Raw genomic sequence first — 8492 nt, forward strand, 5'->3', positions numbered from 1 at the left:
TTCTTAGATGACAGCTTCTTCAACTCTCTCTCCTGCCGTGTCACCGGAACGTGAATCCGCGCTGCTCGCCTCCGTGCCCACCGGCCTGCTCATCGGCGGGCAGTGGCGGGACGCGTCCGACGGCGGCACGTTCGATGTCCACGACCCCGCCACCGGGGAGGTGCTCGCCACCCTAGCGTCCGCCACGAGCGACGACGCACTCGCCGCACTCGACGCAGCCGATGCAGCCCAGGCATCCTGGGCGCGCACCGCACCCCGTGAACGCGCCGAGATCCTGCGCCGCGCCTTCGACCTGATCACCGAACGCGCCGAAGACTTCGCGTTGCTCATGACCCTGGAAATGGGCAAGCCACTGGCCGAAGCCCGCGGCGAAGTCACCTACGGCGCCGAATTCCTGCGCTGGTTCTCCGAAGAAGCCGTCCGGGACTACGGCCGCTACCTCACCACCCCCGAGGGCAAAAACAAGATCCTGGTCCAGCACAAACCCGTGGGCCCCTGCCTGCTCATCACGCCCTGGAACTTCCCCCTCGCCATGGCCACCCGCAAAGTCGCCCCGGCAGTCGCCGCCGGCTGCACCATGGTCCTCAAACCCGCCAAACTCACACCCCTGACATCGCATCTGTTCGCGCAGACCATGATGGAGGCCGGCCTCCCGGCCGGTGTCCTGAACGTGGTCTCCTCCTCATCGGCTGCCGGGATTTCCGCTCCGCTACTGAAGGACTCCCGCCTGCGAAAGGTTTCCTTCACTGGCTCCACCCCCGTGGGCAAACGCCTCATCGCCGACGCCGCGCAGAACGTGCTGCGTACCTCCATGGAGCTCGGAGGGAACGCCCCGTTCATCGTCTTCGAGGACGCCGACCTGGACAAAGCCGTCGAAGGTGCCATGGCCGCGAAAATGCGGAACATGGGCGAAGCCTGCACCGCCGCCAACCGCTTCCTGGTCCAGGAATCCGTGGCCGCCGAGTTCACGAAAAGGTTCGCCGCCGCCATGGGCGCCCTCACCACCGGCCGGGGCACCGAACCAGCCACCCAGGTGGGCCCGCTCATTGACGCCGACGCCCGGGATGACGTGCACGCCCTGGTAAGCGCCGCCGTCGACGCCGGTGCCACCGCCGTAACCGGAGGAGCCCCCGTAGACGGGCCCGGATACTTCTACCAGCCCACCGTCCTGGCCAACGTGCCGAACGACGCGGAGATCCTCCGACAGGAAATCTTCGGCCCCGTCGCCCCGGTCACCACCTTTGCCACCGAGGAAGACGCCATCGGATTGGCTAATGCCAGCGAATACGGCCTCGCGTCCTACGTCTACAGCCGCAACTTCAACCGTTTACTGCGCGTGGCCGAACAGATCGAGTTCGGCATGGTCGGTTTCAACGCCGGGGTCATCTCCAACGCGGCCGCGCCCTTCGGCGGAGTCAAGCAATCCGGGCTCGGACGTGAAGGCGGATCCGAAGGGATCGCCGAATACACCACCACCCAATACATCGGCATAGCAGACCCATACGCTCGCTGACCACGCCCGAGTGGGCGTCCGTCCCGTTGTCGTTCCGGCGACGACAAGGGCCCTATCGAGTCGCCAGGATCCAGTTGCTGGCCCACGCCCACGTCGGCCCGCGCTTTATCGCATCTGGCAGATCCGGACGAAGCCAGGTCCAAGCAGCTCGTCGAACTGCTCGCGCGCGGTCTGGCCCGAAGCCTCGACTACGCCTGACCAGCTCAGGGACGGCAAACTCAGGAGGCCGTCCCCAGGCTATTCTGTTGGCCGTCGGACACTCTGCCAGAGACCGGCCAAGGCTGCGGCAATGTAGTCACACCCCATCACGGCGATCATCGACACCGCTCCACTCTCCGCTCCCCCACCGGCAACGTGGCCGGTACCGGCGGTATGCCCGGCGTGCGGAGCTGCACTTGTGAGGCTCCCGGTCAGCATAAATCCGTGAATTGTCACCATCGCAAGCGACACCGCCATGGGCATCCGCGCAGACCCGGGATCTCCGCGGCGCCACAGCGACACAGCACACGGCACGCAAGCAGCCGTCATGACCGCCGCCAGCGCCACCGCCACGGGATTCGTGTGCGTGGAGAGCATGAAGACGTATGACAACGCCCCTGCCGCTGCTGCCGCGAGCCGCGGATGCAGCATCCCGGGCTTGGCCGGAAGCGGTCGGCCCTGCCACTGCGGCGGGGTGGCCAGGCCGTGGGTCGTGGTCCTCCTTCACGGTTCCGATGACCATCATTGTTTCCCGCGGCCGGCGACGACGTCAGCAGCGGCCGCGCTCAGGGTTTGATTTCCCGCGCACGGATAGCGCGCCGCTGCCCGCAGGGACCGGCCGTGTTCAGCGCGAAGCGTGTTTCAGGGTGCAGCGTGCTGGCTGCGCCGCAGAACCATCGCGGCGATCCCGCCCAGGACGAACAATGCAACAGACGCGGCCATGGCGACCACGAACGCCGCCGCCGGGCCCCGGGTCTCCGCCAGCTGGCCGGCGATGGAGGACCCGAAGGCCGTGCCGGCCACGATCCCGCTGGCCAGCACCGTCATGACCGTAGCCATGCGTCCTGCCGGGGCCACCACCCCACCGATAAATAGGGCCCACAGGCCCGCACACTGCACCTGCCCCCCGGCATCAGTCCTTATTGCCGTCGAAAAAATCTCGTGCTTCTTGGCCGGCAGGTATGTTGTCGGTTGCGGAATCGTCTTCGCTGGCCTGTCCGGGGACTCGGCGTCGCCAGCCTGGCCTCCGAGCCTGGGCACCGGCTGCCGATGATCATTCATTGGCCGGGCATCACGGACCAGTCCGGAGTTGCCGCGACCAGGAATGACGCTCTGCTCTACAACATCGACTACGCCCCCGGCCTTGGGGACTATCGGTACAGCGGATGGCGGTAAGCACTTGACCGTGATCGTTTAACGCAGGCGAGCCATGGTGCGCGGAGTTTCGTCGGAAGACTGTCGATTGCTGGTGGGGCGGCTATTGTCGGTCTCATGCCAGTGGAATTTCTGACTGATGAGCAGGCTGAGGCCTATGGAAGGTTCGCCGAGGAACCGACGCGGCCTGAGTTGGAGCGCTTCTTCTTCCTCGACGACGAGGACCTGAGCCTGATCGCGAAGCGGCGTGGTGACCACAATCGCTTGGGTTTTGCCCTGCAGATGTGTACGGTCCGGTACATCGGGCTGTTCCTGGAGGACCCCTTGGCTGTGCCGTGGGTGGTCGTTGAGCATCTGGCGGAGCAGCTGGAGATTGAGGATGCCTCCTGCGTCAAGGAGTACACCGAGCGCCCGAAGACGGCGTACGAGCACGCGTGGGAGATCCGCGATGCGTACGGTTACCACCAGTACGAGGACCCCGCTCACGCCCGGAAGTTTAGGGCGTTCCTGCACGGGCGGGCATGGACGCACGCCGAGGGACCGGTCGCGTTGTTCGACCACGCGGCAGGTTGGTTGCGTCGGCACCGGGTGCTACTACCCGGGGTGAACGTGCTGGCACGGCAGGTTTCCGAGGTCCGCACCATCTCCGAGAAGCGGCTGCATGCCACTATCGCCAAGGCTGCCCTGCGGGCGGATCCGGCGCTGCCCGGGGACTTGGTTGCCACGCTGAAGACACCGGCGGGCAAACGGTACTCGGAACTGGAGCGGATGCGCCGTCCGCCAACGCGAACCACCGGCACAGCGATGAAGGGTGCGTTGCAGCGGGTTGAGGACATAGCCATCTTCCAGCTGGGCAGGCTGAAGCTGGAACAGGTACCGCCGAACCGTCTTTCCGTGCTGGCTCGGTACGGGCTGGGCACCAAGGCCCCGAAGTTGGAGCGGACGGCGGAACCCAAGCTCACGGCGATTCTCACTGCAGTGATGCGCCATCTGGAGGCCAAGGCGATTGATGATGCCCTGGACCTGTTCGAGATCCTGATGGCGACCAGACTGATCAGCACTGCGAAGCGATCCACGGATAAACAGCGCTTGTCCACCCTGCCGCAGCTGGAGAAGGCGTCCCGAATCCTGGCAAGGGCGGCGAAGGTGTTCATCGAGGAGCTGGAGTTGCTCGATGAGGCTGGGGGTGATGTGGATGTGGCCGCGCTATGGCGGGCGTTGGAGGACGTCGCGCCTCGGTCGGTCATGTCGGGCGCAGCGGCCACAGTGGTGACCTTGGTGCCGGAGGACGGCGATTCGGCGCAAACCGCACTGCGCGGGGCGCTGGCGCTGCGCTACAACACCGTCAAGCCGTTCCTGTCTCCGCTGGGTGAGACCTCGGCGCTGGAGGCCGCGGCTGGCGGGGTGCGCATCTTGGCCGGGGTGAAGAAGCTGCCCGCACTTTCGCGTCGGAAGATAAGCGAGAGACCACTGCTGCCCCGGGAGATCGACGACAAGATCGTGCCGGCGCACTGGCACAAGGCAGTGTATGCGAACGCCGAGCTGCCGTATGGCGCGGTGGACCGCGACGCGTACGTGGTGTGCGTCCTGGAACAGCTCTTCCGCGCTCTGAAGCGCCGGGATATCTTCGCTTCGCCTTCCCACCGCTGGTCGGACCCTCGTGCCCGCCTGCTCATTGGCACGGGTTGGGAAGCGGTACGAGAGGACATCCTGGCTGGCCTGAGCCTGGATGAGGATGTCGATCAGCACCTGCGGGAGCTGATCGACGTACTGGACGCCACCTGGAAGCAGATGGCCGAGCGCCTCGAAGAAGCCGGTGGCGACGCGAAGATCAGCATCGAGGTGATGCCAAATGGGCGGGCGAAACTGAATGTGGAGAAGCTCCACGCGCTCGGCGAGCCGAAGTCGCTGGCCTGGCTACGAGAACGGGTGGAGAAGATGCTCCCGAAGATCGACCTGCCGGACCTTCTCTTCGAGGTACACGCTTGGACCGGATTCCTGGACGCCTTCGTGCACCTGGGCGATGGCAGGACCCGGATGAAGGACCTGACGACCTCGATCGTCGCGCTGCTCGTCTCGGAGGCCTGCAACATCGGCATGACCCCAGTGATCAACCCCGGCCATGAGGCACTCACCCGCGCCAGGCTGGTCCACGTTGACCAGTACTACCTGCGCACCAACACCATCGCCGCGGCGAACGCTGCACTGATCGAAGCCCAGGCCCAGGTGCCTATAGTGCAGTTCTGGGGCAAGGGCCTGCTCGCCTCCGTCGACGGCCTGCGCTTCGTCGTTCCCGTCCGCACCATCAACGCCGCGCCCTCGCCGAAGTACTTCGCTAAGAAGAAGGGCATCACCTGGCTAAACGCGATCAATGACCAGGTGGCGGGCATCGGGCAGATGGTGGTGCCTGGCACCCCGCGCGACTCCCTGTTCATCCTGGACGCCCTGTTGAACCTGGACGGCGGGGTGAAACCGGAGATGATCGCCACCGACAACGCCTCCTACTCCGACATGGTCTTCGGTATCTTCAAGATGCTCGGTTACCGCTTCTCCCCGCGGTTCAAGGACCTTGAAGACCAACGGTTCTGGAAAGCCCAGATGCCCGGCGCCGAGCCGGCAGATGACTACGGACCGTTGGAGGCGCTGGCCCGCAACAACAAAGTGAACGTGAACAAAGTGCTCACCGCCTGGCCGGACATGTTGCGGGTGGCCGGCTCCCTGGTCACCAACCAGGTGCGCGCCTATGACCTGCTGCGGATGTTCGGCCACGAGGGCCGCCCCACACCGCTCGGTCAGGCGTTCGCTGAATACGGGCGGATCGCCAAGACGCTGCACCTACTTGCCGTCGTCGACCCCGTGGATGACACCTACCGGCGGCAAATGCACAAGCAGCTCACCGTGCAGGAGTCCCGGCACAAGTTGGCCCGCGACATCTGCCACGGCAAGAAGGGCACCATTCACCAGGCGTACCGTGACGGAATGGAAGACCAGCTCGGCTCGCTCGGCCTGGTCCTCAACGCCGTCGTGCTCTGGACGACCCGCTACATCGACGCCGCAGTTGCCCAACTCCGCACCGATGGCCATGAGATCCGCGACGAGGACGCGGCCCGGCTCTCCCCGCTCAAACACAAGAACCTCAACCTCCTTGGCCGCTACAACTTCACCGCCACCCAGCCGTCGGGCGGCAACCTACGACCGCTGCGTAATCCGGACACAGCCGGACTCGACGACGACGAGGACGGCGCGGAAGACTGAACGGTGCCAAGGCCGGCTAGGGCGGTGATCAGCGTCCTAGCCACCACCGAAGTGCCGCTATTCGTCACGAACGATGGAACCGGATCCGGCGCTAACGGCCCTGGCTCATGTCCGAGGTTGAGGACCAATGCTCGAAAAAGCCACGCTTAGACCGGTGTCGGGAAAGGATCATCTACCGACACCCCGAACACGCCGGCGACACGCCGAGAAATCCATGTCGAAAACCCGCGCCGGAAATCAATGTCGGCAAACCCTATCGCGCTATTATCGACACATGTTGATCGGATACGCGAGGGTCTCCACCGCCGAGCAAAACCCTGACCACCAAACGGATGCTCTCGTCCGCGCAGGCGTCGACCCAGCAAACATCTACCTCGACCACGCAAGCGGCGCCAAAGCCAGTAGGCCCGAGCTCGAAAAGGCACTCGCCTCAGCCAACAGGGCAGGTGATCAGTTCGTCATCACCCGCCTCGACAGACTCGGCCGGTCGGTACTCCACCTCGTCACCCTCGGCGCGGATCTCCGGGAACGTGGTGTGGGATTGCGTGTCCTCGAGCAAGGCATCGACACCACGACCGCGGAAGGGCGGGCGATGTTCGGGATGCTTTCCGTTCTCGCTGAACTCCAAAGAGAACTCATCATCGCCAACACCCGGGACGGCCTCGCGGCCGCCCGCGCCCGCGGTCGAACAGGCGGCCGACGCCCCAAACTCACACCGGACCAGGCGAACCACGCGCAGCAGCTCTACGACGCGGGAAATCACACAGTCCAACGCATCGCAGACCTCCTGCAAGTCCCGCGATCCACGATCTACGGGCACCTCAACAAGGTAAGCATCGGCCGCCGCCCAACCGTCAGTAAGCCTGGACAGGCTTAGCGCTCAATCCGTCCCGATTACTACCAAGACCCCGGCTTCTTGAACTGAAGTGGCTTTCCGTCTGGGTCAGCATCCCTATCCTGCAGTACCAGTCAGTCGTCCATCGGTTCCGCGTCCGGTCTTCGGTCCCTGGACACACAATGGAGAGCCCTTCCCTGTTCATCCAGGGAAGGGCTTTCCATCTCGGCGTGGGTTACCTGGGTGTTGTCTCTGTTGTTTCCCCCATAACCGGCCCAGTAGATCCGGTCTGGAGCGACAATAACGTTATGCCGACGGCTGCCACCAGGAATAGCGATGCCAGCACGATCGTGATGGTCCGGTTGCGTCCGGGAGCTTCACGTATGGCTAGGAGAAGGCCTATTCCGGATAGTGCTGCGGACACACCAGTAAATGGGAATACCGGTATGAGCATGGCTGCCGCTGCAGCAATCAGGAAGTACGTGGAGACCGTGACCCTGTGGGTCTTCGGGGTTACCAGGGGTTGCATGATAGGTCCGCTCCTGTTCCGCCGCTTGAGCAGCCGAATATCCGAATGCAGGGGTAGTTGGACTGAATATCCCAGCCGCCCACACCATAATAGAAGGCCCGTTGTCCGACGATTCTAGCGCTGCCACCGGCAATAATGGCGTTGCTGTACTGCTGGCCGCCGTCGCGCCAGCCGATCCAATACGTCTCCCCCCAGGTTCCGTTGAACCATGAGGCGTAGACATACGATCCGTTGGAGCAGAAGCCGCCGCTCACCGTCAGCTTGTACAGCCAGTTTCCGAATGCGTTCGTTTGGGCATACGAGTACGAGGTATTCCAGCAGCCGGCTGCCATGAGGGTCATTTCTCGTTTGTCACCTTTGACCAGGGTGGCTCCTTCTCCCGGGCCGGGCGCGGGGGTCGTGACTTCTGGAAGGTTAACTGTGCCGGTGACGGTATTGAAGGCTTTGAGGAGAGCCCGATCGAATGCACTCAGCGCTCGTTCGGCGGCTTTAGGGTCGGCCGAGGTGGCAATTTCACGGGAAATGAGCTCCGCTTTCTTGGCATTCTCGGGTGTGGGTGCGACAGCTACCGCGTCCGGCGACTTTCTCGGTGCTGCGGTTGCCGATGAGAGGCCCGTGGTGGCCAGCAGTGCCAGGACTGCAAGACCGGTAAGGGTATCCAAACTTCACGTAGTGCTCCTGTCTTGAGAATTGGCGGTGCCCCCAAATAACCAAAACCCAGCCGAGGGCATTGCCCCGGATGCCCTTATTCAACCAATTGGACAAATCGGTGATCGGAGTCTAGCAACGGTTGTCAATTTTGACCATGAATAATCGACCATTATTTCCGGGCGCCATGAGATGTGGGTCGAGAAACCCCCAATGCGTTCCATCCAGTGTCAATCACCGTAACGGGTAGCTTCTTTCCGTGCAACGTGGAATAGGGCTGGCTTGTGAAAAAGTGAAATATCCAACTGTGAGTCTTGATGTGGCTGGTCTGGGACTGGCTGGCAGGGTTGGTGTTGGTT

Annotated in this window: 7 protein-coding genes; 4 read left to right on the top strand and 3 right to left on the bottom strand. The window is 63.7% G+C overall.

From position 1 onward, the window contains the following. The first annotated feature begins 7 nt into the window (after positions 1-7). Positions 8-1513: an NAD-dependent succinate-semialdehyde dehydrogenase gene (locus tag QK290_RS14145; RefSeq protein WP_282331279.1), complete on the top strand. Its 1506-nt coding sequence runs from the start codon at positions 8-10 to the stop codon at positions 1511-1513. Positions 1514-1750: 237 nt separating this feature from the next. Here QK290_RS14145 and QK290_RS14150 read toward each other — a convergent pair whose 3' ends face one another. After that, positions 1751-2143 (bottom strand): hypothetical protein, encoded by a 393-nt coding sequence (locus QK290_RS14150; protein WP_282331280.1) that lies wholly within the window; start codon positions 2141-2143, stop codon positions 1751-1753. Positions 2144-2353: 210 nt separating this feature from the next. Beyond that, positions 2354-2551 carry a hypothetical protein gene (locus QK290_RS14155; protein WP_348994478.1) on the bottom strand — a complete coding sequence of 66 codons (198 nt, stop codon included), beginning with the start codon at positions 2549-2551 and terminating at the stop codon, positions 2354-2356. Positions 2552-2683: 132 nt separating this feature from the next. Here QK290_RS14155 and QK290_RS14160 point away from each other — a divergent pair, with 132 nt between their 5' ends. From QK290_RS14160 to QK290_RS14170, 3 genes are all read left to right on the top strand, one after another. After that, positions 2684-2887, top strand: a complete 204-nt coding sequence (locus QK290_RS14160) for a hypothetical protein (RefSeq protein WP_282331286.1) — start codon at positions 2684-2686, stop codon at positions 2885-2887. Positions 2888-2983: 96 nt separating this feature from the next. Then, complete coding sequence (locus tag QK290_RS14165; RefSeq protein WP_282331281.1) at positions 2984-6121, top strand: Tn3 family transposase; 3138 nt, start codon at positions 2984-2986, stop codon at positions 6119-6121. 274 nt (positions 6122-6395) lie between these two features. After that, a complete protein-coding gene (locus QK290_RS14170) occupies positions 6396-6998 on the top strand; it encodes a recombinase family protein (protein WP_282331282.1) in 603 nt (200 codons plus the stop codon). 471 nt (positions 6999-7469) lie between these two features. Here the strand turns inward: QK290_RS14170 and QK290_RS14175 are convergent, their stop codons facing one another. Next, complete coding sequence (locus tag QK290_RS14175; protein WP_282331283.1) at positions 7470-8147, bottom strand: hypothetical protein; 678 nt, start codon at positions 8145-8147, stop codon at positions 7470-7472. Positions 8148-8492 lie beyond the last annotated feature (345 nt).

This window comes from Pseudarthrobacter sp. AL07 (genome assembly GCF_029960665.1).
Taxonomy (GTDB): Bacteria; Actinomycetota; Actinomycetes; order Actinomycetales; family Micrococcaceae; genus Arthrobacter.

What these genes read in the sequence shown, in the direction of transcription:
- QK290_RS14170 (WP_282331282.1), top strand. Translation starts at nt 6,396, where the DNA reads ATGTTGATCGGATACGCGAGGGTCTCCACCGCCGAGCAAAACCCTGAC.
- QK290_RS14165 (WP_282331281.1), top strand. Translation starts at nt 2,984, where the DNA reads ATGCCAGTGGAATTTCTGACTGATGAGCAGGCTGAGGCCTATGGAAGG.
- QK290_RS14150 (WP_282331280.1), bottom strand. Translation starts at nt 2,143, where the DNA reads ATGCTGCATCCGCGGCTCGCGGCAGCAGCGGCAGGGGCGTTGTCATAC.
- QK290_RS14145 (WP_282331279.1), top strand. Translation starts at nt 8, where the DNA reads ATGACAGCTTCTTCAACTCTCTCTCCTGCCGTGTCACCGGAACGTGAA.
- QK290_RS14155 (WP_348994478.1), bottom strand. Translation starts at nt 2,551, where the DNA reads ATGGCTACGGTCATGACGGTGCTGGCCAGCGGGATCGTGGCCGGCACG.